This is a genomic window from Anaeromassilibacillus sp. SJQ-5, from assembly GCF_054108045.1.
Window position 1 is genome coordinate 1,339,728 of record NZ_JBPJWQ010000001.1, and the last position, 25,096, is coordinate 1,364,823.

Annotated in this window: 28 protein-coding genes and 1 pseudogene; 3 read left to right on the top strand and 26 right to left on the bottom strand. The window is 61.7% G+C overall.

Annotated elements, in window-relative coordinates:
* Window positions 1-95 precede the first annotated feature (95 nt).
* The 12 genes from ACSAMM_RS05760 to ACSAMM_RS05815 all read right to left on the bottom strand — a co-directional run bounded on the left by ACSAMM_RS05760 (window position 96) and on the right by ACSAMM_RS05815 (window position 9,833).
* Window positions 96-1,496, bottom strand: a complete 1,401-nt coding sequence (locus tag ACSAMM_RS05760; protein ID WP_178725113.1) for an oxaloacetate decarboxylase subunit alpha — start codon at window positions 1,494-1,496, stop codon at window positions 96-98.
* Between the two features lie 75 nt (window positions 1,497-1,571).
* Window positions 1,572-1,970, bottom strand: a complete 399-nt coding sequence (locus tag ACSAMM_RS05765) for a biotin/lipoyl-containing protein (protein WP_457790387.1) — start codon at window positions 1,968-1,970, stop codon at window positions 1,572-1,574.
* A 64-nt stretch (window positions 1,971-2,034) separates the two neighbouring features.
* Entirely contained in the window at window positions 2,035-3,351 is a 1,317-nt protein-coding gene (locus ACSAMM_RS05770) for a carboxyl transferase domain-containing protein (protein ID WP_457790388.1), read from the bottom strand.
* A 165-nt stretch (window positions 3,352-3,516) separates the two neighbouring features.
* Window positions 3,517-3,849 (bottom strand): hypothetical protein, encoded by a 333-nt coding sequence (locus ACSAMM_RS05775; RefSeq protein ID WP_457790390.1) that lies wholly within the window; start codon window positions 3,847-3,849, stop codon window positions 3,517-3,519.
* The gene (locus ACSAMM_RS05780; RefSeq protein WP_457790392.1) at window positions 3,824-4,618 is read right to left on the bottom strand and encodes a pseudouridine synthase; all 795 of its coding nucleotides are present in this window, start codon (window positions 4,616-4,618) and stop codon (window positions 3,824-3,826) included. The genes ACSAMM_RS05775 and ACSAMM_RS05780 overlap by 26 nt, the downstream gene beginning before the upstream one ends.
* A gap of 47 nt (window positions 4,619-4,665) precedes the next feature.
* The gene (locus ACSAMM_RS05785; RefSeq protein WP_457790394.1) at window positions 4,666-5,808 is read right to left on the bottom strand and encodes a D-alanyl-D-alanine carboxypeptidase family protein; all 1,143 of its coding nucleotides are present in this window, start codon (window positions 5,806-5,808) and stop codon (window positions 4,666-4,668) included.
* Window positions 5,809-5,870: 62 nt separating this feature from the next.
* Window positions 5,871-6,290, bottom strand: coding sequence for a GerW family sporulation protein (gene ytfJ, locus ACSAMM_RS05790; protein ID WP_457790395.1), 420 nt, complete (start codon window positions 6,288-6,290; stop codon window positions 5,871-5,873).
* Between the two features lie 21 nt (window positions 6,291-6,311).
* Window positions 6,312-6,992 (bottom strand): DUF2953 domain-containing protein, encoded by a 681-nt coding sequence (locus tag ACSAMM_RS05795; RefSeq protein ID WP_457790397.1) that lies wholly within the window; start codon window positions 6,990-6,992, stop codon window positions 6,312-6,314.
* 30 nt (window positions 6,993-7,022) lie between these two features.
* A complete protein-coding gene (scpB, locus tag ACSAMM_RS05800) occupies window positions 7,023-7,610 on the bottom strand; it encodes an SMC-Scp complex subunit ScpB (protein ID WP_457790399.1) in 588 nt (195 codons plus the stop codon).
* Window positions 7,600-8,349, bottom strand: a complete 750-nt coding sequence (locus ACSAMM_RS05805; RefSeq protein WP_457790400.1) for a segregation and condensation protein A — start codon at window positions 8,347-8,349, stop codon at window positions 7,600-7,602. Before ACSAMM_RS05805 ends, scpB begins: the two co-directional genes overlap by 11 nt.
* A gap of 20 nt (window positions 8,350-8,369) precedes the next feature.
* Entirely contained in the window at window positions 8,370-9,053 is a 684-nt protein-coding gene (locus ACSAMM_RS05810; protein ID WP_457790401.1) for a site-2 protease family protein, read from the bottom strand.
* A gap of 117 nt (window positions 9,054-9,170) precedes the next feature.
* Window positions 9,171-9,833, bottom strand: a complete 663-nt coding sequence (locus ACSAMM_RS05815; protein WP_457790403.1) for an HD domain-containing protein — start codon at window positions 9,831-9,833, stop codon at window positions 9,171-9,173.
* Between the two features lie 147 nt (window positions 9,834-9,980).
* Here ACSAMM_RS05815 and ACSAMM_RS05820 point away from each other — a divergent pair, with 147 nt between their 5' ends.
* Together ACSAMM_RS05820 and ACSAMM_RS05825 are read left to right on the top strand one after the other, a co-directional pair.
* Window positions 9,981-10,754, top strand: a complete 774-nt coding sequence (locus tag ACSAMM_RS05820; protein WP_178722112.1) for a type III pantothenate kinase — start codon at window positions 9,981-9,983, stop codon at window positions 10,752-10,754.
* A gap of 157 nt (window positions 10,755-10,911) precedes the next feature.
* Entirely contained in the window at window positions 10,912-11,559 is a 648-nt protein-coding gene (locus ACSAMM_RS05825; RefSeq protein ID WP_178722114.1) for an ECF transporter S component, read from the top strand.
* A gap of 59 nt (window positions 11,560-11,618) precedes the next feature.
* On the opposite strand, the gene ACSAMM_RS05830 is transcribed toward ACSAMM_RS05825, so the two are convergent.
* From ACSAMM_RS05830 to spoIVB, 4 genes are all read right to left on the bottom strand, one after another.
* Window positions 11,619-12,092, bottom strand: coding sequence for a CYTH domain-containing protein (locus ACSAMM_RS05830; RefSeq protein WP_457790406.1), 474 nt, complete (start codon window positions 12,090-12,092; stop codon window positions 11,619-11,621).
* Window positions 12,093-12,116: 24 nt separating this feature from the next.
* Entirely contained in the window at window positions 12,117-12,563 is a 447-nt protein-coding gene (locus ACSAMM_RS05835) for a GatB/YqeY domain-containing protein (RefSeq protein ID WP_457790407.1), read from the bottom strand.
* A gap of 119 nt (window positions 12,564-12,682) precedes the next feature.
* Window positions 12,683-13,456 carry a sporulation transcription factor Spo0A gene (spo0A, locus tag ACSAMM_RS05840; protein ID WP_457790409.1) on the bottom strand — a complete coding sequence of 258 codons (774 nt, stop codon included), beginning with the start codon at window positions 13,454-13,456 and terminating at the stop codon, window positions 12,683-12,685.
* Window positions 13,457-13,669: 213 nt separating this feature from the next.
* Window positions 13,670-14,899, bottom strand: coding sequence for a SpoIVB peptidase (gene spoIVB / locus ACSAMM_RS05845; protein WP_457790411.1), 1,230 nt, complete (start codon window positions 14,897-14,899; stop codon window positions 13,670-13,672).
* Between the two features lie 422 nt (window positions 14,900-15,321).
* Here spoIVB and ACSAMM_RS05850 point away from each other — a divergent pair, with 422 nt between their 5' ends.
* On the top strand, window positions 15,322-15,744 hold the full coding sequence (locus ACSAMM_RS05850) for a hypothetical protein (protein ID WP_178725885.1): 423 nt from the start codon (window positions 15,322-15,324) through the stop codon (window positions 15,742-15,744).
* A 47-nt stretch (window positions 15,745-15,791) separates the two neighbouring features.
* Here ACSAMM_RS05850 and mreB read toward each other — a convergent pair whose 3' ends face one another.
* The 10 genes and pseudogenes from mreB to ACSAMM_RS05900 all read right to left on the bottom strand — a co-directional run bounded on the left by mreB (window position 15,792) and on the right by ACSAMM_RS05900 (window position 25,084).
* On the bottom strand, window positions 15,792-16,832 hold the full coding sequence (gene mreB / locus ACSAMM_RS05855) for a rod shape-determining protein MreB (protein ID WP_178725887.1): 1,041 nt from the start codon (window positions 16,830-16,832) through the stop codon (window positions 15,792-15,794).
* A 54-nt stretch (window positions 16,833-16,886) separates the two neighbouring features.
* Window positions 16,887-17,624, bottom strand: coding sequence for a ComF family protein (locus tag ACSAMM_RS05860; RefSeq protein ID WP_457790413.1), 738 nt, complete (start codon window positions 17,622-17,624; stop codon window positions 16,887-16,889).
* On the bottom strand, window positions 17,621-17,842 hold the full coding sequence (locus tag ACSAMM_RS05865) for a helix-turn-helix domain-containing protein (RefSeq protein WP_457790415.1): 222 nt from the start codon (window positions 17,840-17,842) through the stop codon (window positions 17,621-17,623). Before ACSAMM_RS05865 ends, ACSAMM_RS05860 begins: the two co-directional genes overlap by 4 nt.
* Window positions 17,843-17,859: 17 nt before the next feature.
* Entirely contained in the window at window positions 17,860-20,088 is a 2,229-nt protein-coding gene (gene recD2, locus ACSAMM_RS05870) for an SF1B family DNA helicase RecD2 (protein ID WP_457790417.1), read from the bottom strand.
* A gap of 95 nt (window positions 20,089-20,183) precedes the next feature.
* Window positions 20,184-20,540: a hypothetical protein gene (locus ACSAMM_RS05875; RefSeq protein WP_457790419.1), complete on the bottom strand. Its 357-nt coding sequence runs from the start codon at window positions 20,538-20,540 to the stop codon at window positions 20,184-20,186.
* 222 nt (window positions 20,541-20,762) lie between these two features.
* Window positions 20,763-21,215, bottom strand: a complete 453-nt coding sequence (tnpA, locus tag ACSAMM_RS05880; RefSeq protein WP_457790176.1) for an IS200/IS605 family transposase — start codon at window positions 21,213-21,215, stop codon at window positions 20,763-20,765.
* A 188-nt stretch (window positions 21,216-21,403) separates the two neighbouring features.
* A complete protein-coding gene (locus ACSAMM_RS05885; RefSeq protein ID WP_178725901.1) occupies window positions 21,404-21,943 on the bottom strand; it encodes a hypothetical protein in 540 nt (179 codons plus the stop codon).
* Window positions 21,944-22,047: 104 nt separating this feature from the next.
* On the bottom strand, window positions 22,048-23,157 hold the full coding sequence (locus tag ACSAMM_RS05890) for an SLC13 family permease (protein ID WP_457790420.1): 1,110 nt from the start codon (window positions 23,155-23,157) through the stop codon (window positions 22,048-22,050).
* Window positions 23,154-23,638, bottom strand: a pseudogene (locus ACSAMM_RS05895) (YbaK/EbsC family protein). The gene ACSAMM_RS05890 and the pseudogene ACSAMM_RS05895 overlap by 4 nt, the downstream one beginning before the upstream one ends.
* Before the next feature lie 87 nt (window positions 23,639-23,725).
* Window positions 23,726-25,084 (bottom strand): uracil-xanthine permease family protein, encoded by a 1,359-nt coding sequence (locus tag ACSAMM_RS05900; RefSeq protein ID WP_457790422.1) that lies wholly within the window; start codon window positions 25,082-25,084, stop codon window positions 23,726-23,728.
* Window positions 25,085-25,096: the final 12 nt, after the last annotated feature.

Here is a 25,096-nt window from a genome sequence, read left to right on the forward strand (position 1 = left end):
TCCTTGGCGGGAACCCGCCGTTATACGAACGAAAGCCCCGAAAAGGGGCTTTCGTTTTCACCGCGCTCCCTGGAGGGAGAGCGGCGCGTTTCCGGTTATACCGGATGAACCTTTTCATCCGTGTGCAGATGCTCTCCATCGATGGCATATTTCTTATTGCGGCGCTTTTCGAAGAATTTAACGGCGACCTGGCCGAACTGGGCATAGGTCAGCACGTCCTCCTCCTGCTCGTACCACTCGGTCATTTCCGAACGGATTTTTTCGAGCTCCGGCTCGAGCAGATCGGCCGGACGGCAGGTGATGGGCGTGTCGTCGCCGATGATTTTTTTCACGAACTCCGGCTTGATCGGCACCGGAGTCGCCCCGTATTCGCCGCGCACCAAGCCCTTGAATTCCTTGGTCACCATCTTGTAGCGCTCGCCGCCGATGATGTTGAACACCGCCTGGGTGCCCACAATCTGGGACGACGGGGTGACCAGGGGCGGATACCCCGCGTCCTCGCGCACCCGCGGCACCTCCTGGAGCACCTCCTCCAGCTTGTCTTCTTTGCCCGCCTGCTTGAGCTGGCTGACCAGGTTGGACAGCATGCCGCCCGGCACCTGGTAAATCAGGGCATTGGTGTCCACCTCGAGCATTTTGGGGTTGAGCAGGCCGCTTTCCAGATATTTTGTCCGCAGGGTGCGGAAATATTTGGTCAGCTCGTTGAGCGCCACCAGGTCGAGCCCCGTGTCGTACTCCGTGCCCTTGAGGGCGGCCACCATGGACTCGGTGGCCGGATGGGAGGTGCCCATGCCCAGAGGCGACAGGGCGGTGTCAATGACGTCCGCGCCGGCCTCGATGGCCTTGATCATGGTCATATCCGCGATGCCCGCCGTGAAGTGGGAGTGAATCTGGATCGGGATCTTGACTGTTTCCTTCAGGGCCTTGACCAACTCGTAGGTGTGGTAGGGCACCAGCAGGCCGGCCATATCCTTCAGGCAGATGGAATGGGCGCCGGCTTCCTCGATCTGCTTGGCGTATTTGAGGAAATATTCAATGTTGTGCACCGGGCTGGTGGTGTAGGAAATTGCCACCTGCACATGCGCGCCCTTTTCCTTGAGAGCCGCCTTGATAGAGGTCTCCAGGTTGCGGATATCGTTGAGGGCGTCGAAAATCCGGATGACGTCGATGCCGTTGGCCACCGATTTCTGCACGAAATACTCCACCACGTCATCCGCATAATGCCGGTAGCCCAGCATGTTCTGGCCGCGGAACAGCATCTGCAGCGGGGTTTTGGGCATGTGCTTTTTCAGGGTGCGCAGCCGATCCCACGGATCCTCGTCCAGGAACCGCAGGCAGGCGTCGAAGGTGGCGCCGCCCCAGCACTCCAGAGAATGGTAGCCGATGTTGTCCAACCGCTCCAGAGCAGGCAGCATGTCCTCGAGGGGCATACGGGTGGCAATCAGCGACTGGTGGGCGTCACGCAGTATGGTTTCGGTAATTCCGACCTTGGCCAATATAATCAAACCCTTTCGCTTGAGTTTCATCGGGCTTCCTGTCCGGCGCGCCGTCCGCGCGGCCGGCAAAAAGCCTTATTGCATGGAAATCAGCAGCTTGCCGGAATCCACACTGTCGCCCTTGTTCACATGCACCCCGGCGATCACGCCGTCGCGGGGCGCCATGATCTCGTTTTCCATTTTCATCGCTTCCAGCACCAGCAGCACCTGGCCCTTGGTCACCGTGTCGCCGGCCTTGACCTGCACGTTCACGATGTTGCCGGGCATGGGGGCGTTGATGGTCTCCGCCCCGGCGGGTGCGGCTGCGGCGGGAGCGGGCGCGGCAGGGGCCGCGGCCGGCGCGGGCGCCGGAGCCGGAGCAGCAGGCGCGGCGGGGGCTGCGGTGGGAATGGCAGCCGTCGCACCGCCGGCGGCGACTTCCTCCACCTGTACATCGTAAGCGTGGCCGTTGACCGAAATATTGAACCGTTTCATCGTTGTTCCTCCTATTTTCATGCAGGCTTGGCGGGGGATTCCCCGCTCTGTTCCGCTGTACCGTTTACAGGGGCAGGTTGGAATGCTTCTTGGGCAGGCGGGACACCCGTTTGCCGGAAAGCATATCCATCATCGCCACCAGCTTGGCCTTGGTTTCGGCGGGGGGGATGACGTCGGTGACGAAGCCGTCCGCGGCCGCCGCCAGGGGCGAGCAGGCCGTTTCGGCGTATTCCTCCGCCAGCGCCGGGCGCTCCTTGGTCGGGTCGGTCATGGCCGCCAGCTTATCCTGCCACAGGATATGCACGGCGGTTTCGGGAGCCAGCGGCGAAATCACCGCCGAGGGCCAGGCCAGCACCACGTCGGCGCCAGCCGATTTGCCGGCCGCCGCAATGTACACCGGGCCGTAGGCACGCCCCGTCACCACCGTCAGCTTGGCCGTGGTGGCTTCGGCATAGGCGTGGGACAGCTTGGCCGCCCCCTGCAGGCATTCGAACCCGGCCGCGTCCACAAAGGTGATAAGCGGCAGGGAGAAAGCGTCGCACAGCCGGACGAACCGGGCCAGCCGGGCCGCTGCACAGCAGCCGATTTTATCGCCTGCCAGGGTAACCAGACCGCAGGCCGCGCCGCCCACCCGGGCCAGAACCGTTTCACAGGAGGAACCCTCGTACAGCCGCAGCGCCGTGCCGGCGTCCGCCACCGCGTCCACCACACCCGCGATGTCCTCGCAGGCGGGCATGGCCGCCGCATCGGCCTCGTATAGCGCCGTGCTGGCCAGGTTGTTGGAGGGCAGGAGATTCAGCAGATCGCGGGCTTTCAGCAGAGCGTCCTCCACCGTGTCGGCCTGGACGGCGGCTTTGGCGTCGTCGTCTCCGACATTCAGGCTATAGGCTGCGCCCTCCACGGCCACCGTCACGTCCGCGTTGGCGGCGATCAGCGACGAGGAGCCGATGCAGGGGCCGGCCAGCACCGCAATCTGCGGCACCACGCCGGACAGGTTGTTGGAGGCCAGCAGGATTTCCGCAATGGCGTCCATCGCGTCGATACCTTCGCCCAGCTTGGCGCCGTCGCTGTCGAAAATTCCCACGACGGGGGCGCCGTTCTGGGCGGCCAACTCGTAAATCTTCCGGATTTTCGCCGCCTGCGCCCGGCCGACAGCGCCGTTGCAGACCGAGGGATCCTGCGCGAATGCGTAGACGGGGGAGCCGTCCACCGTCCCGTATCCGGCCGCCGCTTCGGCGGGCTTGTCCCCGTCAGCCGCGAGCCGATCGATTTCCACGAACGTCCCCGCGTCGAAAAGCTGCAGCAGCCTCTCCCTCGCCGGGGAGCCTTCCCGCGCGGCAACCGCATCGGCCAGCTTCTGGAGCTGATTCTGCATGTTCATACTCTGCTTCCTCCTATCGAATGAAACCCAAGCGCTTCCCCACCCGGTTCCGGCCGGAGAGGAAGGAGGGTTTCCCCCTCTTTCCCCGCTCTGCGCCAGCCGGGCGGTTCGTCGCGCAAATTAGTTCTATTATACCGTAGACTTCCAAAAAGTACAAGTCTTTTCCTACGGATGTGAGCAGGGATGGTTAAAAAATTCACGAATTTGAATCCCCATTCCCTTGTCGCTTTTGACGAAACCAACGGCAGACAGCGTGGGATATAGTGTGGGGACCTGGCAGACCATCTCCCTCGCGCCGGCCAAATCGGCGGCGTTGAGGGCCGCGCGCACCAGCGCGTCTAGGATAAGGTTGTTCTCCCCCGCTGCCTGCAGCAGCTGGGCCTTGGGGCCCTCTGTCCGGAAGACGACCTGTCCGCACTCCCGGCTGCCGGCCCGGTAAACCAAGCGGACGGATCCGTCCGCCGCTGTCCCCTTATCGGCCGGTTCGATGCTCACCATGGGCGGGGCTCCTTCCCTGCTTGATGTAGGCGGCGGCCACCTTCTGGGTCACGCCGGTGGCCTGCACCAGGGTGCGGACCTCCTTAGGCTCCAGATAGCGCCACTTGCCCGCCGGCAGCATCCCCAGCTTCACCCCGCCGATGGATACCCGGCGAAGCCGCGCGACCTGCAGCCCCATGGCCTCGCACATCCGGCGAATCTGCCGGTTGCGCCCCTCGTACAGTACGATTTCCACCACGGAACGCTCCGGCTCCTTGCTGACGACGGTCAGCTCCGCCGGGGCGGTCTTGCGTCCGTCCAGCGGGATCCCTTCCTCAAATTTCAAGATCTGCTCGTCGCTGATGGCCGCGCGCAGGGTGACCCGGTAGCGCTTGGGCACATGGGAGGCGGGGTGCATGATCGCATTGGCGAAATCCCCGTCGTTGGTCAGCAGCAGCATCCCCTCGGAGTCCTTGTCCAGCCGGCCGATGGGATACACCCGCACCCCCACGTCCCGCACCAGCTCCTCCACGCACTTGCGGCCTTTTTCGTCGCTCATGGTGGTGATATAGCCGCGGGGCTTGTGGAGCAGGATGTACACCGGCGCTTCCGCCCGGCCCAGCCGTTTGCCGGCCACCAGGATAACGTCCCGGCGATCGTCCGCCTTGTCTCCCAGCTTCGCCACCCGGCCGTTGACCTTGACTCGTCCCTGCTCGATGAGCTCCTCCGCCTTCCGCCGGGAGGCCACACCTCTCTCGGAAAGCAGCTTTTGCAATCGTACTTCCGCCATCGTTTTCTTCCTTTTCTTTGTCGTATCAAAGCGCGCAAAAGTGCGGATTACCGCAGCAATTCGCGCAGCAGCTTCATAAACCAGCGCTTCGCCTGGTCCTTATAGCCCGCCACCGGCCGGGCGTCCACGGTATACGCCGCGGTCACCGGCAGACGGCACAACTCCCGATCGCCCACCAGATACCGCACGCTTCCCAGGGGCTGCCCCGCGGCCACCGGCGCCCATTCGAAGGCGTCCAGCTCCACCCGCACGACCAGCTTTTCCTTCTCCCCCTTGAGCAGGGTGACGGCTGGCGGCTTTTCCATTCGGGGCTGCACCCGGCTGGTGCACCCGCCTGTCACCGCGATGTCGGGCAGGCAGGGCGCCTCCAGCTGCACCGCTTCCACCTGGGAAAAGCCGTAGTCGAACAGCTTGATATGGTCGTTCCAGTAGTCCCCGCCATTGAGCGTCACGGCCACCAGGGTCACCCCGTCCTTCTTGGCGGAGGACACCAGGCACTTCCCGGATTTTTTGGTAAAGCCGGTCTTCATCCCCACCGCGTAGGGGTACAGGTTCAGCAGCTTGTTGTGGTTGACCACCGTCGCCTTGTGCTTGGGGTTTCCCAGCTCGATGACCGCGCTTTTTTTGGCGCAGATGGCCGCGAGCGCCGGATTGCGCATCACCGCCGCCCCCAGCAGGGCCATGTCGTACGCTGAGGAGGAATGCCCTCCCTGGTCGAGGCCGGAGGGGGTAACGAATACCGAGTCCTTCATTCCCAGCTCTTTGGCCTTCTGATTCATCTTCTCCGCAAAAGCGGGCAGGCTGCCCGACACGGTCAGCGCGATGGTGTTGGCCGCGTCGTTGCCCGATTCCAGCAGCAGGCCGGTCACCAGATCCAGCATGGATATGTTGTCGCCCTCCCGCAGCCCCAGGGCCGACCCTTCCACCAGAATGGCTTCCCGGGTCACGACCACGTTCTGATCAGGGGCCGCGTTCTCCATAGCCAGCAGCGCCGTCATCAGCTTGGTGGTACTGGCCATGGGCCGGGGCGTATGGGCGTCCTTCTCGTACAGCACCCGTCCCGACTCCGGCTCGTAAAGCACGGCGGACAGGGACGACAGGCTTTCCGGCTTCTGCCCCTCCGCCTTCGCCGGGGCCGCCGCGAATAGAAGGCCGAGACAGGCCGCCGCACTGAGTATCTGTTTAAACAAATCAACCACCTACCCACGACTAGACATATGCAGGCAGGTGGCGATACATGCACCGAAACGGGTCAATCCTCCGGCTGGACGTTGGTCTCTTCCCCTTCGGTTTTCTCTTTATCCTTGTCCTTCTTGAACAGGCCAGTCACCTTATCCACCAGATCCGGGACCAGGTTGACCAGGCGATCGGTGGAATCCGGCTTGGACACCAGCTGCAGGAGCTTGACATCCCCGTTCGCGATCACCAGAAAGGCGATGGGCGTGATGTTGATGCCCGCGCCGCTGCCGCCGCCGAACAGCTCGGCATTGGCCTTGTTGGGCAAATCGGAGCCGCCCGAGGCAAACCCGTAGGAAATCCGGGACACCGGGATCAAAATCGTGCCGTCTGCTGCGTTGATGGGGGTGCCGATGACCGTGTTGGCGTCCACCATCTCCTTGATTTTTTCCATGGACGCGCCAAGCAGGCCCTGTACGCTGTTGTTCTTATCCATTTGCCATTCCTCCTGTACTCGTCATTTCGCCGCGGGCGCCTTGGGCCGCGGCGGTTCGGTTTGTGCTTCTTGTTCCCGTTCCCGGATAGTATTGCCAATATATGCCATCAAAAACCGCAGCCCCGCCCACAAAATACGCGCCGGGCAGGATCGCAGCCGGATATCAAACGACGCCTGGTTTTCTCCATTTACAAAATCCGGCTGAATCCGCACCTCCCGGCGGCGGATTTTCAGCACATATTGCATAGAAGATAAGGCGGGAAACACGATGGAACAGGCGGCGGCGTGGAGAAGAGCGGTCTCAGCCGCGTCCCCGCCAGCCACGGTCAGGGAGAGATGAAAGCGATCCACCGTTATGGCGTTTAATATCCGCCGCACCAGCGTGTTCATCAGGGAAACCATTCCCTTCAGATAGGCGAGCACCGCGCCCACGCCGTCCTCCTTGAGCATCTGCGAAATGCTCAGGGGGTCGTTTTTTCGCCGCTTTTTATCGGCTTTTATCGCTTTTTTTGAAATTTTTCCGGATTTGCGCCCGGCCGCTTTCGCACGTTTTCGCTTTTTTCGGGGCGCAATCGTATAGGGAATGCCGTAAATGCGCAGCCGCACCAGCAGTTCGCCGTCAAACGCGGCGCGCAGGGTAATAGGGGCCAGGGCAATCAGCAGCACCAACCCCAAAACCGACAGCCAGATGATAAAGGCCACGCCATCGCCCCTTTCCCTCTTATTTTATCGTCAGCCGTCGGATGGCGGCTCGCCGTCCGCTTCCTCGATGACCTCCTCCAGCGTGGTTTCCACCATGCCGTCCTCCTCCTTTTGAGGCAGGGGCGGCAGCTCGTCCAGGGTGGAGACGCCGAAGCAGCGCAGAAAATCCGCCGTGGTACCGTAGAGAAGCGGACGCCCAGGCAGCTCCAGGCGGCCTTTTTCCTCAATCAGGCCCTTGGCGGCCAGGCCCTGCACCACCGCGCCGCAGTCCACCCCGCGCACCTGCTCGATGAAAGCCTTGGTCACCGGCTGGTTATAGGCCACGATGGCCAACACCTCCATAGCGGCCTGGGACAGCGGGGTGTTGCGCCGGATATCCATGGCGCGGCGGACGTAGCCTGCATACGCCTTGTTGGTACACAGCTGGTATTTATCCCCCAGGCGGACGGCCAGCAGGCCGCCACCCCGGGTGTTGACGTCCTGCAGCCAGTCGTCGGCCAGGCGGACGGCGGTTTCCAAATCCAGCTCCAGAACCTCTGCCAGGCGGGTGGCGGCAACCGGCTCCCCGCTAGCGAACAGGACGGCCTCAATAGCCGCCTGGTATTCCTTAATTTCCATGCTCAGCTCCCCTTTTCGCGGCGCGGCGGGCGTTGTCCCGCTCCAACATCCGCACGTTCTGGGCCGTGCCCTCGCCGTCCACGGCGATCCGCTTGGCCTTCACCAGCTCCAGCAGGGCCAGGAAGGTGGCCACCAGCTCCGACTTGTTGGACGCGGAGTCAAACAGCGAATCGTAGGACACGCATGGCCGGCGGTAGAGGCGGCGGAGCACGAAAATGATCTTGGAGGACACCGACACAATCCGGCGGGCCACGATGCCGCTGAAAGCCTGGGGCGGCGGCGGAAGCCGGCGCTTGCCCCGGCCGGCCGCGGCGAGATACGCGTCCAGCAGTTCGGACGGAGCGTGGGTGCGGCGATAGGTCATGTCCGGCTCAAACTCCTCCGGCTCCCTGGTGAAAATGTCGCCTCCCACGTTGCGGGCGGCCAGGCGGCGGGCCGCCTCCTGGCAGAGCTTATACTCGATAAGCTCGCCGGTGAGCTCCCGTTTGAGCGCCTCCGCCTCCTCGTGGCGGGGCAGCAGCATGGAGGATTTTATCTGCACCAGACGGGCCGCCATGTCCAAGAACTCGGTGGCCACGTCCAAATCCACCTCCTGCATCCGCCGGATGGCGTCCATGTACTGCTCCAGCACCTCGGCGATGGGGATGTCGTAGATATTCAGTTTGTTCTTCTGCACCAAAAAGAGCAGCAAATCCAGCGGCCCCTCGAAGACAGGCAGCTTGTACGAGATGACGTCCATAGGGCCCCCGTTTTGTTCCTTCAATAAAAGAATCTCAGACTGCTCGGCACCATGAAGATGAAGTTGAACAGCTTCATGAACAGCGTGGAAATCGCATCCAGCGGAACGCTCAAGGCGCCGCTGACGAGCAGCACCAGCACCACCAGGGAGATCATCATGCCGTTCTGCTCAATGAAGTACACCCATTTGGGCGGCAGGAAGAAGGACAGGATCTGATACCCGTCGAAAAAGGGCAAGGGCAGCAGCATCAGCACCGCCAGGCGGACGTTGGTTTCAGCGAACATATACTCCAGAATCAGCCAGAGCTTGCTCACGCTGGCGGCGCTCGTGACAAACAGAAGGCCCACGCGGTACAAGGCCACGCCCAGCATGCCGACCAGCAGGCCCATGACCGGCCCGGCCAGGATGGTCAGAATCATATCCCGGCGGGGATTGCGGAAATTGCGAGAGTTGATGGGAATGGGCTTGATAAAGCCCAGGCCGCAAAGAAAGAGCACCACGATGCCATACTTATCCATATGGGCCAGGGGGTTCATAGTCAGGCGGCCATTATATTTCGCGGTAGGGTCGCCCAGCTTATAGGCGACGAAGGCCTGGGCCATCCCCCTGGCGGGGAACACCACAAAAGCCACGACGCAGAGGACGGCCAGATTCGCGACGATCGTGAACCAATCGAGCTGCCCCCGCAACAGTACGTTCAGCATGCTTGTCCTGTCCTTTCCAAAGCCTTCCGGCAGAATTTGCAAAATAACCCTGTTATTATACCGGAAAGCCGGAGAAAATACAAGGCGGCAAACGTAAACAAAGTTTGAAGGCCGAACCTACAGCATCCGGGTTTCGTTGATGACCAGCTCGAAGTCGAGGCCCAGGAAGGAGGCGGCGGCGCGGCAGAGGGTCATGCGGGAAAGAAAAATTTCAAAATAGTCCATCACGGCGGTGATGGAGGTGTCGATACGCAGGGCCAGGGTGATAAGCCCCTCCTCCTTCTGTACCGTCAGAGAGGATTCCTCCACCGCGTAATTGACCCGGTCGTGGATATCGAAATTTTTCGCCTCCAGGGAGATGCGCACCCGGCTGCGGCGCACGTCGCTCTTATCCGCCAGGATCAGGGCCGCGCTCAGGGGGGTGACGGCGTTGGCGGTTTTTTCGTCGTGGTTGCCGATGGCGGTGATGACAGCCGCCGTCTCCCCCGCGTCCATCCCCAGGGAGCGGAGGATGGGAAACGCCAGGGCCGCGCCCGACAGGGCGTGATCCGTCCGGTTGACCGCGTTGCCGATATCGTGCATAAAGCCGGCGATACGGGCCAGCTCGCAGGTGCGCTCGTCATAGCCGAGGGTTTCCAGCAGATCCCCCGCCACCTTGGCGGTCAGGCCCGCGTGGGCGTACCCATGGTCGGTATAGCCCAGGACGCCCAGGGCCTCGTTGCCCGCCTCAATCAGAGCGCGGACCTCCTCGTTATGCCGGATATCGTGATAAGTAATCATACAAAATCTCCATTTTTCCATATTTCGCCGCGCTATTATTCTAACCGCTTTTGGTCCGATATGCAAGAGGAATGCTTGCATGCCGCCCGTCCGGCATGGTATACTAAACGTACAGGAAAATTCACGGGCGGAAGGGATGGACGCGGCATGCTGCTGGCGCTGGACATGGGCAACACCAATATCACCATCGGGGTGTTCGAGGGAACCCGGCTGATGCTGGAATCCCGCGTGGCGACGGATCGCACCAAGATGGAGGATCAATACGCCATCGACCTGATGGACATTCTGCGTCTGTATGGCATCAACACCCATGATTTCGAAGGGGCGATCATCAGCTCGGTGGTGCCGCCGCTGGAGCACGCGATCCGCGGGGCGGTGAAAAAGGTCACCGGCGTCACCCCACTGATGGTGGGGCCGGGCACCAAAACCGGCGTCAACATCCGCATCGACAACCCCGCCCAGCTGGGACCCGACCTGCTGGTGGGGGCGGTGGCGGCGGTGGCGCGCTTCGGCGCGCCCTGCGTCATCTGGGACCTGGGCACCGCCACCACCGTGTCGGTGGTGGACAAAACCGGTGCGTTCCTGGGCGGCGCCATCATGCCGGGGGTTTATACCTCCTTCGACTCCTTGATCTCCCGGGCCTCCCTGCTGCCCCGCATCAGCCTGGAGACCCCCGCCAAGGTCATCGGAGGCAACTCCAACGATTCCATGCAGTCGGGCGCGGTGTACGGCACGGCGGCCATGCTGGACGGCATGTGCGACCGCATCGAGGCGGAGCTGGGCTACCCGGCGGTCATCGTGGCCACCGGCGGGCTGGGGCGCGAAATCGTCCCCCACTGCCGGCGCAAAATCACCTATGTGGACGATCTGCTGCTGGAGGGGCTGCGGATGATCTACGAAAAGAATAAGGGCAAGGTTTAAGCGTACAACAACACGCCGGGCAGGGCCTTATCGGCGCCCGGGCGAAGCAGCCGCAAGGCGCTTCAGCCCCGGCCGCACAGGCGCCGGACCGATGTGTTTACATAGATATACTGCGCTGTATCCGTAATAAGGAACAGCAGCGAAAGGATGATTCCCTATGGCAACACTGTCCAAGAAGAAACCAAACACCCTGTTCATCGCGCAATTCGCCATTCTGCTGGCGCTGGAGGCGATCGTCTGCTTCACGCCGCTGGGCAGCATCCCCATCGGCCCACTGGTCGCTACCCTGGCGATGCTGCCGGTCATTGTGGCCGGCATCCTGCTGGGCACCGGCGCGGGGGCGGCCATGGGCTTTGCCGCCGGCCTGTTCAGCTTCATCGTCTGGACCTTCATGCCCCCCAACCCGGTCACGGCCTTCGTGTTCACCCCCACCGCCGCGCCGGGGAATTTTTGGAGTCTCGTCATCTGTTTCGTGCCCCGCATTCTGACCGGCGTGGTGGCCAGCCTGATGTTCAAGCTGCTCAGCCGGCTGCTGGACGGTAAAAAAGGCGCGACCGGCGTGATTTACGCCGTCAGCGGTGTACTGGGCAGCCTGACAAACACGCTGCTGGTCATGGGCGGGATTTATGTCTTTTTCGGTAAAAGCTACGCCACGGCCATGGACATTTCCTTCAATCTCCTGCTGGGCATCATCGGCACCACCATTCTGACCAATGGCGTGCTGGAGGCGATTGTGGGCGGCCTGGTGGCCTGCGGAGTCTGCATCCCCATGAAAAAAATGATGCGCCGCACCCTGCCCTTATAATTCTCCGTAAAACCGTTAACTATAAAACAGGCGATCGGCTTAACCGCCGATCGCCTGTTTTATTGATGCATTCTGGTTTTTTCCCAGTAGGCGCCCATCGACCAGCCCGGCTCCTCGGTCACGTCGCGGCCGAGGCAGGCGGGCGGAACGAAGGCGCGTGCCTGCTCCAGCGTATCGAATTCCACCTCGGCGTAAAAAAACGCGCGGGGCGTACCCGCATCCACCAGGCTGACCTCCAAGCGGAGGCCGTCCGGCAGGGCGTAGACCTTGTAGGTTTTGCGGATCATGGGCGCGGGCAGCAGATCCTCCAGCTGCCGAAAGGTTTCGGCGGTCAGGGGCAGCTCGACCTCCTGCCGGGCGATCGTCCCCTTTCCCTTGAAGCACAGGACATGGGAGGGGGCGCCTCCGACGGTTTCCCGGCGGATGCGTACCACCGGGGCGGTGGCCAGATACCCTTGTTCCACCTCCGACTCCTTGAGCAGGGGCAGGTCGGAGGGAAAGCCGTCTATCAAAAATTTTCGTTCGATTTCCATGGCGGTCTTTTCCTTTCGGGCGCTTTAAGCCAGCAGTTCGGTGACCAGCCGGTTGACCAGGGCGCCGTCGGCCTTTCCCTTAACGCGGGGCATTAACTCCTTCATCAAGCGCCCCTTGTCCCGGATGGTGGGCTGCTCAATACCGAGAGCGGCCAGGGAGGCCTGAATCTGCGCGCGGATCTCCTCCTCGCTCATCTCCCGGGGGGCGAACTCCTGAAGGACGGTAATGCGCCGTTCGCACTGTTCCCGGATATCCGCGCGATCGGCAGGCGCGGACGCCAGGGTTTCCTTGGTCTGTTTGAGTTCCCGAAGGACAACGGCGTTTTCCTCCTCCTCCGTCAGCTCCTCCCGTTTATCGATGAATTTTGCTTTCAGGGCGGCCAGCAGCATGGAAAGGGCTTCCTTCCGCTCCTTTTCGCCGCTTTTCATGGCCTGGACCATTTGCGCGCGGACGTCTTCCATTTTCGACATACAGATTGCATCTCCTTTACACGTGAATCTATCCGATAGTATACCACAGATCGATAAAAAGGAAAAACCTTCGGATGAAAATTCCGGCGGGGAACTTTCATCCGAAGGCTTTTCGATCGTCAGGAAATTTTCAGCTGCAGCCGGAATTTATCCGAGATCATGGCGATGAACTCGCTGTTGGTGGGCTTGCCGCGGCCGTTATGGATGGTGTAGCCGAAGTAAGAATTGAGCACATCCACGTCGCCGCGATCCCAAGCCACCTCGATGGCGTGACGGATGGCCCGTTCCACGCGGGAAGAAGTGGTGCTGTGCTTTTTCGCGACAGCCGGATACAAGCGCTTGGTCACCGCGTTGATGATGTCGTCGTCCTCAATGGCCATGAGGATGGCATCCCGCAGGTACTGATATCCTTTGATATGGGCCGGCACACCGATTTGATGGATGATTTCCGTCACCCGCATTTCCAGGCTGCCGCTCGCGGTAACGGCGGGCTTGGCGGAGCGGATGGATTCCACCCGCTTTTTGCTGCACAGAGACAGAATGCGTTCGGCCATTTCGTCGGTGTCGAAGGGTTTGAGAAAGTAATAGTCGGCACCGGCCAGCATGGCCTCCCGCTCCAAGTTGGGGTTATCAAAGCTGGACATCACCATAAACTGAGGCTTGGAAGCCGCGGTGGTTTGTACGCTTTTGATCACGCCGATAGCGTCGAGGCGGGGCAGAAAGAAATCCATGATAACCACGTCGGGATGCCCACGCTCGATACTGCCGAGCAACTGGCGGCCGTCTTTTTCGACCGTTTCCACATCCAGACCATGACTGCGCATGACGTTCGCACACGGGATACCAAAATGCTCACTGTTATCTGCCAACAACACCTTGATCTTGTTTTCCATCTGTTGATGCTCCCCCAATTATTTAATTTCCATTTTTTGCCGGCTTGCATATATTACCATATACTTCCAATAAACACAAGGGGTTTCCAAGTCTTTTTACGGAAAAAGCGAGAAAAATAATAAAGGAGAAAAGAATTTGGATAAATCCACCAGCCATTCGACGAAATCCTGCAAAAGGTTCCCACTTCTCTGTAAAGTCAATCAGCTTTCCACTTATGCCGCTGCCGACTCTGTCTTGACGGAGTCCGCCGTTTTCAGCATGTTTTCCGCAAAGATTGCAAAGCCTTTTGTCGGATCGTTGACGAACACGTGGGTAACGGCTCCGACCAATTTCCCGTCCTGTAAAATAGGCGAGCCGCTCATCCCCTGCACGATTCCGCCTGTTTTTTCCAGCAATTCCGGGTCGGTAATGACAATCACCATGTTGCGGGTGGGGGAAGAATCATTGTAGCGAACCTGGTCGATACGGATATCATACAGTTTGGGCTTCACGCCGTCAATGGTGGTAAGGACTTGGGCTTTACCGGTTTTCACCTGCTGTTTCATGGCGACCGGCACGGTCTGCATGGCGGAGGGCAAATGGGTGAGTTTTCCGAAAATACCGGTTTCGCCGTTGATGCTCAGCTGGCCCAAAGTGCCGGCTTCAAAACCGCCGCGCAGCTCGCCCGGAGCGCCGGATACGCCTTTTTCCACGCCGTATATCCGGGCCGGCACCACTTCGCCGGTGGACAGGGGCAGCACCTCGCCGGTATCCACGTCGCAGACCGCGTGGCCAAGGCCGCCGAAGGTTTTGGTCTGAGGGTTATAGAAGGTGAGGGTTCCGATGCCGGCGGAGCTGTCCCGCACCCACAGGCCCGCCTTCCAGCGGTTTTCATTGACCGATTTGGCGGGTACGAATTTCACGTCGAAGGCGATATTATCCCGGCGGATGTGGAACACCATGGTCTTTCCGCCCGATTCCTCCACCATTTTGGCGACCTGCTCCGTCGTGTTCACGATTTTCTTGTCGATAGAGACGATAACATCGCCGGTTTTGATACCGGCGCTGCGTGCGGGGTTGTGCGAGCCAGAAGCGGTATCCACATCCGACATCCCCACGACCAGCACGCCGTCGGTAAACATCTTGATGCCGAAGGGGGTGCCGCAAGGGACCACAACCGGCAAGTCAACAACCTTTACAGCTACGTTTTTGACGGGAAACATGCCGAACAGGCGGAGCGGAGCGGTATAGCTGCTGCCCGCGGCGAGGGACGCGGTCTCCACCGTCTGCCCCGAAGCCGAACGGGGCGCGCCCGCCTCCACGGCACCGTTCAGATTCAGGGGCGTGCCCTCCACCACGCTGAATTGCTCCGGAAGCTGGTGGGACAGGGTGATGATCGCCCCCATGAGGAGCCCGCAGGTCAGCGCGAGGAACCCACAAACTCCCCGTATCATCTTTTTCATAGCGAATCGATCCTTTCGATGGGGGAAAAGCCGCCGCCTATTCTGCGCCTATTTCCCTATATATATGGATGTGTGTGTTTCATGACACAAGCTGTCGGTTCTCCGCCAGCCTCTATTACTATCCCACTGCTCAAAAAAAGTATTTACCCAGAAATTAATTTTCAGTCAGGGACATTTGGCTGTTTTGGGAAGAGCTTCTATGACGAAAATTTTGCCGATTTTTTGAACAGACAACCTGTAAAGCTAAAACCCCTGTCGGTTTTTTGGAGGCTTTTCCGCCGCCGTTTATCTTGCCTTTTTGTGCCAAACATGATACACTGAAACCCTATTGCCGGGGCACGGTGGGGAATCCATCCGCGCCAAGCGGATCCGGCCCATGTTTTTTCAGCGGAGTTTCTCTCCGCCGGATGTAGGTGACGAGTATGCGCGTGATAAAGGGCAAGCTGGAAGCCACGATTTCTTTGAATAAATCCACCTGTTATTTTTTAAAAACCGGGCAGTGCTCCCTGGGCGTCGCGGCGGACTTTTACCTGTCCCCCGGCACGCGGCTGCAACCGTCGGACCTACTGTACTGCCCGAGCCTGCGCCGAGCCATGGAGGGCCGGGGCAGGCTTGAACCCGTGCCGATTTTCCCCTGCGAATGCGGACACGCCGAGGTGGTTTCCGGGCAGCAGCGGGCCTGCATCGCCTCCCAGACGGGGCTGGAGCTGGCCATCTGCGCGGCGGGCGACGAGGTGCGGGACGCCTGCAAAATCTGCGGGACCGATTCCGCGCCGGGCGAGGAAAACGCCGGCGGTGACCGGATCGTGACCATCAAGGCGCTGATTTATCAGGACGACGAATAAATAAAAAAGATCCCCCCGGAACGACGGTTCCGGGGGGATTTCGGCGTTTAATTGGTCAAGGTTTCGGACAAATGGTAGCTGAATTGGTCGACATCGTAGACACCGGCGGACAGGAGCTTGGCAAATTTCAGCGCCTTGCCCGTGCCGACGGCCACGCATTCGTCCGGCTGTTCGGCCACCCGGCAGGAGACGCCTGTATTGGTCTGGATAAACTGGGCGAGGCCGACGAGCTTTGCACCGCCGCCGGTGAGCACCATGCCGTGCTCCATGACGTCGCCCGCCAGCTCCGGCGGGGTGGTTTCCAGCACCCGCTGCACACCGGAGAGCATCTCCATCAGCGGTTCAGACAGGGCCTCCCCGATTTCCAGGGCGTCCACCGGGCGCACGGCAGGCAGGCCGGTGAGAGCGTCCCGGCCCTTGGCCTCCATCACAGAGGCAGTCTCCGGCGGCATGGCGGAGCCGATGGACTTTTTGATGCTTTCAGCCATGCGGGTGCCGATGATAAGATTATATTTGGTACGCAGATAGCGGACAATGGCGGCGTCCATGTCGTCGCCGCCCACCCGCAGGGAGCTGGACGTGGAGATGCCCTTGAGGGACAGCACGGCCACATCGGTGGTGCCGCCGCCGATGTTGACCGCCATGCTGCCCCGGGCGGCGCTGACGTCCAGGCCGGCGCCGATGGCCGCGGCCACGGCCTCCTCGATGAGCACCACCCGGCGCACACCGGCCGCGGAAACCGCTTCCACCACCGACCGCTGCTCCACCTCGGTGACAGAGGCAGGGACGCTGACGGCGGCGCGGGGCTTCAAAATCTTATAGGCGCAGACCTTGCGCACAAAGTAGCGCAGCATCCGCTCGGCGTAATCGTAGTCCGCGATGACGCCCTTGGCCAGCGGACGCACGGCGGTAATGGAGTCCGGCGTGCGCCCCAGCATATCGTAGGCCTCCTGGCCGCAGGCGACGATGTGGCCGTCGCGGCTGTCCACCGCGATGACGGCCGGCTCCTTGAGCACCACGCCCTTGCCGGACGCATATATGACCACCTGGGAGGTTCCCAGGTCGATTCCCAGATCCATGCCGGGCATTGGTTCATCCCATCCTTTACGGCAGAGTCCGACGATTTCAGACGGCTTTCCTTATTATATGTCAGATTCCCTTTTTTGACAAGCCGCCTCTTTTTTGCCGGGGGTGAGGGCGGCCGCGATGCCCAGCACCTGGGCGGCGCCTTGAATCTTCAGCATTTTGGCACATTCCTCCAGCGTAGCCCCAGTGGTGGAGACGTCGTCAACCAGGAGGACGCATTTGCCGGCCAGCGGCGTGCCGGGGCGCACGTCGAAGGCGCCCAGTAAATTGCCGCTGCGCTGCCAGGCGGCCAGCTCCTTCTGGGGCCGGGTTTCCCGGCATTTGACGAGGGCCTTCACACAGGGGATATTCAACTCCCGGGCCAGGGCTTCGGCCAGCAGGGCGGCCTGGTTGAAGCCTTTACGCGTCCGTTTGCGCCGGGTGACGGGCACGGGTACGGCCAGCTCCGGGGCGGCTTCGGGCCAGGCACGGCGGACGGCATCCGCCATTTCGGCGGCCAGGGTGGTGGCGGCGGTAGCGTCCCCCTCCTCCTTCAGGCGCAGGATGCCCTGCCGAACCGCGCCCTCGTAGGTAAACGGGGCGGCCAGGCCGTCCAGGGGGCCGCGATGGCCGCGGCAGGTACAACTCGCCTTTCCCCGGCCGCAGAGCGGGCAGACGGGCGGGAGGATGCGGGGCAGGCTTTCGGCGCAGCGGGGGCAGCAGCCCTCCCCGCAGCGGACGACCTGGCCGCAGTAGGCACACCGCTCCGGGAAGAGGATGGCCAGCAGCCGGCGGACGGCGCTCAGCCGCCTCACGGCTTTACCCGCGGATAGGGCGCTTTCTCGTCGGTGAGACCGGCGAGGTCATCCATGCTGGTGCCCAAGGCAAGCGCCAGCCGACGGCACTGCTCCAGGCTCATATACCGCGTGCCCTTCTCCATTTTGGAATAATCGCTCTGGTCGATACCGGTGAGCATCTGAATTTTTACCTGGGTATATTTCTTTTCCAAACGCAGTTCTTTTAAACGATGCATAGGATCCCCCCGGTTTGTTACAGGTCCATAGCGCCGGCCTCCAGCAGGAAATAGCGCAGGCCGCTATAGCGCAGGGTCTTGCGATTATTCTCCACCATCTCCTGGATGGTGTCCCGGCTGCCCACCAGGATGAGCAGGGATTTGGCCCGGGTGACGGCGGTATACAGCAGATTGCGATAGCACAGCTGCCGCTGGTTGTGATACAGCGGGACGACCACGGCCTCGAACTCGCTGCCCTGGCTTTTGTGCACGGTGGCGGCGTAGGCCAACTCAAGATCCTGCGCGTCCTGCCGGGAGTAGAGGGCCACCCGATCGTCGTACCGCACGGCGACGCTTTCGCCGCGGGGATCCACCTGCTCGAGCACGCCGATATCCCCGTTGAACACGCCGCTACCGAACTCCCCGTCGTCCCGCGTCCAGCCGATGTCATAGTTGTTGCGGGTGTGCATCACCTTGTCCCCTGTGCGCAGCAGCACGCCTTCCACCGTCAGCTCGTTCTTTTCCGACGCGGGGGGATTGAGCAGCTCCTGCAGGCGGCGGTTCAGCTCGCGGGTGCCCAGCTCCCCTTTGCGGCCGGGGCAGAGCACCTGCAGGCCGTTGAACACGGTATAGCCGTAGGAGTCGGGCAGGCGGCGGGCGCACAGGTCGAGCACCGTGCGGGTCACGCCCTGGGGGCTGGTCTGCCGCAGGAAGAAGAAATCCCCCTGCTTATAGGACAGCTCGGGCTGCTGGCCGCTGACGATGCGGTGGGCGTTCAGGATGATATGGCTCTCCTGCGCCTGGCGGAACACCTCGGTCAACTGCACCACCGGGAGCACGCCGCTGTCGATGAGATCGTGGAGCACGCTGCCGGGGCCGACGGCGGGGAGCTGGTCGGTATCCCCCACCAGGATCAGGCGGCAGCCGGATTTCAGGGCGCGCAGCAGGCTGTCGAAAAGCAGCACGTCTACCATGGACACCTCGTCCACCACCAGGGCGTCGGCATCCAGGGGATTTTTCTCATTGCGGGCGAAGACGGCGGCGTCCGCCTCGTCCCACTGCACCTCCAGCAGGCGGTGGATGGTCTTGGCCTCGCAGCCGGTCAGCTCGGAAATCCGCTTGGCGGCGCGGCCGGTGGGGGCGGCGATGGCCACCGTCTCCCCCATCCCCTCCAGCAGGGTGATGATGGCGCGCAGGGTGGTGGTCTTGCCGGTGCCGGGGCCGCCGGTGAGCACCAGCACGCCCTTGGTCACCGCTTCCACGATGGCGCGGCGCTGCTGGGCCTCGTAATGGATGTGGTTGCTGGCCTCGATGGCGTCGATGCCGGCCTCGATATTTCGGCTGACCGCCGGCGGGAAGCCGGTCATGAGACAGATGCGGGAGGCGGCGTATTTCTCCGCCTGATACAGATGGGGCAGGTAGATATAGGAGCGGCCACCCATGACCACCTCCCGCACGTCGAGGCCGGCGATCATTTCGGCCAGCACAGCCTCGATTCTCTCCAGCGGGACGTTCAGCAGGGTGACGGCGGTGGGAACCAGCTTGTCCGCCGGCAGGCAGGTATGGCCGTTGTTCAGGTTATGCCGCAGGATGTATTGCAGGCCGGCCTCAATGCGGTTGGCGCTGTCCGCCTCGCCGTTCATGGCCATGCAGATTTGATCCGCCCGCTCGAACCCGATGTACAGGCCGGTGGAGCAGAGCAGATACGGGTTGTCCCGGATTTTCTTGATGGTGGCGGCGCCCCACTTTTTCCAGCAGCGCAGCGCCTCGTTGGGGGTCAGTCCATAGGGGGAAAAGGTCATCATGACCTCCCGCAGGCCGAACTGGGAGGCGAAATCCTCCCCGATTTTCTTGGCCTTGTCCCGGCTGATGCCCCGGATTTCGGCCAGGCGGAGGGGATCCTGCTCCAGGATGTTCAGGGTCTCCTCCCCGAACTTCTCCACGATGCGCACAGCGGTGGCGGAGCCGACGCCTTTGACCGCGCCGGAGGAGAGATACCGCAGGATGGCGGCCGCGTTGGTGGGCAACTGGGATTCGCAGTGTTCCGCCCGGAACTGGTGACCAAAGCTGGCGTGTTCCACCCAGGCGCCGAGCAGGCGCAGGCGCTCCCCCACGTTGACCGAGGGGAGCACCCCCACCACCTTGTGCAGCTCGTCTTCCGCCTCCAGCTCCAGCACCGTCCAGCCGTTTTCCTCGTTGCGGAACACCACCCGTTCCACGGTGCCGGTCAGGGACTGCAGGCCCTCGTCTTCCCTTTGGTATTCCATACGCTCCAACGCCTTTCCAACCCGGTTCGCCAAACATACATTCTATTATAGTGGAACCGCCCCCGGTTGTAAAGGGGCCGCGGGAAAACCGCCGGTTATTCCGGCACCGACGCCCCTTCGTGGAACTGCTCGAGCAGGGCGTCCAGATCCCATAGCTCGACGCCGGCGTCCCGGCAAAGCAGCTCCGCCACCTGCCGGGATTCCTCGTCCAGGCCGGTATCCAGCAGAATCAGCCGTTCCGGTTTGAGCAGCGGGCCCGCCCAACGGCGCTGCACCACCGCGGCCCGCACCAGGTATTCCAAGTCGTCCCTATGGCCGTTCAGCGGCAGGATGCGCACGCCCTTATCCCGCGCCGGCGGTGTCAGGAGGCGCAGCACCAGCCAGCGGATGAGCTGGGTGCAGCCGTACAGCGCCAGCAGGAGCACCGCCACCAGCAATATGTTCTCTCCCATATCGGTCATCCCTTTCCCTTGCATTGGCTTCTTGCTCCATTCTATGCCGCGCGGGGCGGGAGGTGAGAAAAACGCCAAAAAAGCCGGGATTCCGGGAAAAGAGGGCGCTGGGAGTCATGACCACCCGTAAAACGGGTGGCATGAAGGAGCCCTAGAAGGGCATAGGAAGGCCAGCGCCTAAAAGACGCTGGCTTTCACTATGTTCAAGCCGTAGTGGACTGACTACCGGCTACCCTTGAAAGGGTCGTCGTATTCTTTGGTAGTCAATTTGTCTTCGAGCATATCCTGCTTTTCCTGCTCTCGGATATATTTCTTGATGGTTGCCTCATTCAGTCCAACGGTACTCACGTAATACCCGGTTGCCCAGAAGTGCCTGTTGCCGAACTTGTACTTCAGATTCCCGTGTTTTTCAAAGATCATCATTGCCGATTTCCCTTTCAAGTACCCCATAAAGCTGGAGACGCAATATTTCGGCGGTATCGACAACAGCAGATGCACATGGTCGGGCATCATATGCCCCTCCAATATCTCCACACCCTTCCATTTGCACAAATCCCGAATATACTGCTGTATATCCACTCGTAATTGGTTGTAGATGATCTTTCTTCGATACTTCGGACTGAACACGATGTGGTACTTGCATACCCATTTTGAATGTGCTAAACTTTGTGCCATAGAGCAACACCTTTCCTTCTTTTTTGACGGCTTGAACATCGTCATTATACCAGGAAAGGTGTTGCTCTTGCTTAAGCCCACAATCCCACCCGCCTAGCGGGCGGCTTTTTGTAGGGGCCACCGCTTCGCGCTGTCCCCTACATGCTTAAGCATAGATAAAAAAACGGGCCGAAACGGCCCGTTTTTTCTTATAGCTTATCCAGCACGAGGGAGGCCAGCTGCCGGGCCCCCAGGAGGTTGGCGTTGTCCTCGCTTACGCCGTGGATATCCACCACGATGCTCGCCATATACCCCTTCCCGTAAAGGATCAGTTCCTTGTTCTCCTGGCTCCAGAAGGCGGCGTCCGCCAGGTTGGGCGCTTCTTCCAGGTCGGTATAGGTTTCCCGGATGACGGCCAATTGGACGTCGAAGACCTCCCGGGTCACCTCGTTAAGGGTGATGTCGGCGGTGGTCAGAGCGTCTTCCGACTCGAAATGGGCCGTGACCTCCTCGTAAATCTGGGGGCCGGTTACTTCCGTCGCCAGGGCGTCGGAAACCTGCTGCGCCGTTAGCAGCGTGGCCATATCCACCGAAAGCAGCGGAGGCACGCTGATGAGGCCCAGGCTCTCTCCCCCGTCGCTCGAGGTAGCGGCGGGCTGATGGCAGCCAGCCAGCGCGGCGGCCAGCAGGCTCGCGAGCAAAAGGCACAGCGCCGCCATGTGCAGGCGCAGACACCGGATATTCGTCATAGGTTCAACCTTCCGTTCCTTGAAATTCCATGTAGGCCAAGCAAGAGCTTGCTTCTATTGTACCATACGGCCGCGGGCAGGACAAGCCCGCCTTGCTGGAAACGCTACAGCAGCAGAAGAGCCCCGCCGCCCAGCACCAGGAGAAAGACCGCGTTAACGGCGGTGAACACCAGAAAATAGCGTCCGCCGCGCGCGCCCGGAGTGCGGGCGTACAGGCGCAGGGAAATGAGGCTGGCCATGGAGGCCACCAGGGTGCCCAGGCCGCCGATATTGACCCCGACGAGCAGGGGCTTCCAATTCTCGGTGAAGCCGGAGAGCAGCAGAGCGGCGGGGACGTTGCTGACTGCCTGGCTGGCCAGGATGGAAACCGGCAGTTCCCGGCCCACCAGCAGGCGGGACAGGATGTCCCGGACGACGGGCAGGGAGCCAAGGTTGCCCACCAGGATGAAAAAGAAAACGAAGGTGGCGAACAGGCTGTAATCGATCGAGCGGAACAGGCGGCGATCCGCGACGGCCACGGCGGCGACGGTCGCCCCCAGCACCAGCCACCAGGGAAGCAGGCGGAACACAGCCAAGAGGCTGAGCAGAAACACCACGCCGTAAAACAGGGCGGTGCGCCGGGAGATAGGGCCGGACGCAGGCAGATAAGGCACCGGGGTGCGCGGCAGGCGGGACAGGCCCACGGCCAGCACCGTCAGCAGAAGGCCCGCGGCCCACACCGGGGCGGTCACGGCGAAAAACTCGCCGGCACCGATCCCATAGCGGGCGTAGAGATACAGGTTCTGCGGGTTGCCCACCGGGGTGAGCATGCTGCCGAGATTGGCGGCCACCGTCTCCATAACCACCACGAAGATCCGGTGCCGCTGCTCCAGCCCCTCCAACAGCAGCAGGGTCAGGGGCACGAAGGTGATGAGGGCCACGTCGTTGGTGATCAGCATGGCGGACAAAAAGCAGAGCAGGGTCAGGAACAGAGACAGGGACTTGACGTGGCGGGCCCGGGCGGAAAGCCGGCGGGCGGCCACCACAAACACCCCCGCCCCCGACAGGCCGGCCACCGCCGCCATCAGGCAGAACAGGATGCCAAGGGTGCGAAAATCGATATACTGAAGATACGCCGCCGAAGGGGGCGCAAAGCACGCGGAAACCAGCGCGAGGAGCGCCGAGACCAGGAGCACCGGCTCCCGTTTCACAAAACCAAGCAGCCGCTGTTTCAACCGGCGTTCACCGGCTCTTTCGGCTTGCAGACGTCGATCCAGCCCTGGGAATTCGACAGCTTCTCCAGCTCCTCGCAGGTCAGGCGGATGGCAGAGTTGGCGCTGCCGCAGGCCGGATAGACCGCGTCGAAACGCCGCAGGGAGACATCCAGGTACACCCGAGCGCCCGCAGGATTGGCAAAGGGACAGACCCCGCCGGGGGCATGGCCGGTCAGGGGCTCCACATCCTCGGGGCCAGCATTTTGGCCTTCCTGCCGAACTGGGCCTTGAATTTGGCATTGTCGATTTTCACGTCCCCGGCAGCGAGGATCAGCAGGCAGCCGTCGTCGCCATACAGGGAGATGGTTTTGGCGATGCGGGCCGAGTCGGTGCGCAGAGCCGCGGCGGCCAGTTCCACGGTGGCGCTGGACACGTCAAACTCCTGCACGTCCCCGTCCCGACCGAAGGTCTTGAGGTATTCCTTGACTTTTTCGATGGCCATGAGAAGCCACTTCCTTTCACGTGTGTATAAAGCGGCCCGGCGCCGCGCGAAGGCGGCACCGGGCGGTATGGCGGAAGCGTCCGGGGTTTAGTCGCGCTCCTCGTCGATTTCGTCTTCCTTGAGATAGTGGGGCACCAGGCCGGCGTCCTCCTTCTTGGCTTCGGGCAGCACCAGGTTGAGCAGGATGCCCGCCAGAATGCCCAGGCCGATGCCCGAGACGCTAAAGGCCGGGCCGCCGATGACGGCGCCGCCGATGGCCAGCACCAGCATCACCGCCGCGATGCAGAGATTGCGGTTTTTGGTGAAGTCCACGTGATTCTCCACCAGGGTGCGCAGGCCCACGGAGGAGATCATGCCATACAGCACGATGCAGGCGCCGCCGAGCACGCAATTCGGCACGGTTTCCACCACGCCGATGGCCTTGCCGAAGAAGCTGATCGCGATGGCGATGAGGGCCGCCAGCCGCAGGGAGGCAGGATTGTAGTTGCCGGTGGCGGCGAGGACGGCGGTGTTCTCCGAATAGGTGGTGTTGGCCGGACCGCCGAACAGGCCGGCGGCCATGGTGGCCAGGCCGTCGCCCAGCATGGTGCGGTGCAGGCCGGGATCCTTGGTAAAGTCCTTGCCAACTACCGAGCCGTTGGCGTACACGTCGCCCACGTGCTCCACGCAGGTGACGATGGCGATGGGGGCGATCATGCCGATGGCCTTCAGGTCAAACTGGGGCAGAACGAAGTTGGGGATTTCGACCCAGCCGTGATTGGCGATTTTCCCCATATCCATCAGCGCGGCCGGGGCCAGGCCGGTCTTGGTCAGAATCAGGGTCAGGACATAACCGGCGGCCAGGGCGATGACGATGGAGGACATCTTGACCATGCCCTTGCCGTAGCTGGACAGGATGACGGCGGTCAGGCAGACCGCGATGGCGATGCCCCAGCTCCAATAATACGCAGGGGTGAACAGCGTAATGCCATTGCCCTGGATGTTATTGATGGCGGCGCTCGCGAGGTTCAGGCCGATGATGGCGATGCCCACGCCCCGCACCACCGGGGGAAAGAGCTTGTCCATAAATTTGCTGCCGAAGAGCCGAATGAGCAGGGCCAGCACCACATAGAACAGGCCGGCCACGATGATGCCGCCCATGGCCTTGGGAATATTGGCCTCGTCGCCGCCGATGACCGCCTGCAGGGCGGCGATGAAGGCGAAGGAGCTGCCCAGGAAGGTGGGCATCTTGCCGCGGGTACACAGGTGGAAAATCAAGGTGCCGATACCGGCGGCGAACAGGGCCACGCCCACGTCCAGCCCGGTCAGCAGCGGCACCAGGATGGTGGCACAGGACATGGCGAAAGCATGCTGCAGGCCGAGCAGCGCCATTTTGCCCGCGCCGACCTTGGGGTACTCCTTGGCACCGGGAAACAGCGCCTGATTCACCCTGGAAAAAACGTTCATGGTTGGGTTCCC

Bases quoted from the DNA above. Each gene is read 5' to 3' on its own strand.
- ACSAMM_RS05815 (WP_457790403.1), bottom strand. From the start codon at position 9,833: ATGATTACTTATCACGATATCCGGCATAACGAGGAGGTCCGCGCTCTG.
- ytfJ (WP_457790395.1), bottom strand. From the start codon at position 6,290: ATGGATAAGAACAACAGCGTACAGGGCCTGCTTGGCGCGTCCATGGAA.
- ACSAMM_RS05900 (WP_457790422.1), bottom strand. From the start codon at position 25,084: ATGAACGTTTTTTCCAGGGTGAATCAGGCGCTGTTTCCCGGTGCCAAG.
- ACSAMM_RS05780 (WP_457790392.1), bottom strand. From the start codon at position 4,618: ATGGCGGAAGTACGATTGCAAAAGCTGCTTTCCGAGAGAGGTGTGGCC.
- scpB (WP_457790399.1), bottom strand. From the start codon at position 7,610: ATGGAAATTAAGGAATACCAGGCGGCTATTGAGGCCGTCCTGTTCGCT.
- tnpA (WP_457790176.1), bottom strand. From the start codon at position 21,215: ATGGCACAAAGTTTAGCACATTCAAAATGGGTATGCAAGTACCACATC.
- ACSAMM_RS05830 (WP_457790406.1), bottom strand. From the start codon at position 12,092: ATGGAAATCGAACGAAAATTTTTGATAGACGGCTTTCCCTCCGACCTG.
- ACSAMM_RS05835 (WP_457790407.1), bottom strand. From the start codon at position 12,563: ATGTCGAAAATGGAAGACGTCCGCGCGCAAATGGTCCAGGCCATGAAA.
- mreB (WP_178725887.1), bottom strand. From the start codon at position 16,832: ATGCCCGGCATGGATCTGGGAATCGACCTGGGAACCTCCCAGGTGGTC.
- ACSAMM_RS05875 (WP_457790419.1), bottom strand. From the start codon at position 20,540: ATGGGAGAGAACATATTGCTGGTGGCGGTGCTCCTGCTGGCGCTGTAC.
- ACSAMM_RS05885 (WP_178725901.1), bottom strand. From the start codon at position 21,943: ATGACGAATATCCGGTGTCTGCGCCTGCACATGGCGGCGCTGTGCCTT.
- spoIVB (WP_457790411.1), bottom strand. From the start codon at position 14,899: ATGAAAAAGATGATACGGGGAGTTTGTGGGTTCCTCGCGCTGACCTGC.
- ACSAMM_RS05810 (WP_457790401.1), bottom strand. From the start codon at position 9,053: ATGCTGAACGTACTGTTGCGGGGGCAGCTCGATTGGTTCACGATCGTC.
- ACSAMM_RS05850 (WP_178725885.1), top strand. From the start codon at position 15,322: ATGCGCGTGATAAAGGGCAAGCTGGAAGCCACGATTTCTTTGAATAAA.
- ACSAMM_RS05765 (WP_457790387.1), bottom strand. From the start codon at position 1,970: ATGAAACGGTTCAATATTTCGGTCAACGGCCACGCTTACGATGTACAG.
- ACSAMM_RS05805 (WP_457790400.1), bottom strand. From the start codon at position 8,349: ATGGACGTCATCTCGTACAAGCTGCCTGTCTTCGAGGGGCCGCTGGAT.
- ACSAMM_RS05775 (WP_457790390.1), bottom strand. From the start codon at position 3,849: ATGGTGAGCATCGAACCGGCCGATAAGGGGACAGCGGCGGACGGATCC.
- ACSAMM_RS05820 (WP_178722112.1), top strand. From the start codon at position 9,981: ATGCTGCTGGCGCTGGACATGGGCAACACCAATATCACCATCGGGGTG.
- ACSAMM_RS05770 (WP_457790388.1), bottom strand. From the start codon at position 3,351: ATGAACATGCAGAATCAGCTCCAGAAGCTGGCCGATGCGGTTGCCGCG.
- ACSAMM_RS05825 (WP_178722114.1), top strand. From the start codon at position 10,912: ATGGCAACACTGTCCAAGAAGAAACCAAACACCCTGTTCATCGCGCAA.
- spo0A (WP_457790409.1), bottom strand. From the start codon at position 13,456: ATGGAAAACAAGATCAAGGTGTTGTTGGCAGATAACAGTGAGCATTTT.
- recD2 (WP_457790417.1), bottom strand. From the start codon at position 20,088: ATGGAATACCAAAGGGAAGACGAGGGCCTGCAGTCCCTGACCGGCACC.
- ACSAMM_RS05865 (WP_457790415.1), bottom strand. From the start codon at position 17,842: ATGCATCGTTTAAAAGAACTGCGTTTGGAAAAGAAATATACCCAGGTA.